Here is a 531-nt window from a genome sequence, read left to right as displayed (position 1 = left end):
TGCAGGTACAGCTGGCAAGCGCGCTGAACGGGATTACCTCAATCTCGAACGGAAAAGCGGGCAGCAATAATACCACGATCACGCTGGGAGACGGGACAGTGAACGTCGGCGGGTCAACGATCAGCAACGTGAAGAGCGCGCTGAACGGTACAGCGCTGGCGAACGCAAGCGAAGACCAGAAGAAGAGCGCGGCGACCATCGGCGACCTGAAAGACGCGGTCAACAACATGAGCGGGGACGTAAACTGGGTGATCCAGGATGCGAACACCCCGAAAGGGACAAAGACCATCAACTCGACCACGCCGCTGACAGTCAAAGGCGATAAATACGTCAAGACGACAGTCAACAACGACGGGCTGAGCCTGGGACTGGACGAAGACCAGCTGAACAACACAATCACCAACAACAATACCGTCCAGAACAACAAGACAGACATCAGCAACCTGAAAGCAGGCTTCAACCTGAAAGCGGGAGCGACAACCAGCCAGGTAAAACTGGGAGAAGCGACCACGCCGACAATAGAATTTGCGA

At 55.4% G+C, this 531-nt stretch carries 1 pseudogene; it reads left to right on the top strand.

The window, feature by feature from the left end:
• Positions 1-531: pseudogene (locus DXB53_RS09995) on the top strand (hypothetical protein); the annotation flags it as partial.

Source organism: Collinsella sp. OM04-5, from assembly GCF_003439125.1.
Classification (GTDB): domain Bacteria; phylum Actinomycetota; class Coriobacteriia; order Coriobacteriales; family Coriobacteriaceae; genus Collinsella.
The sequence above is the reverse complement of the archived record's forward strand: the minus strand, read 5'-3'. Positions and strand labels throughout refer to the sequence as shown.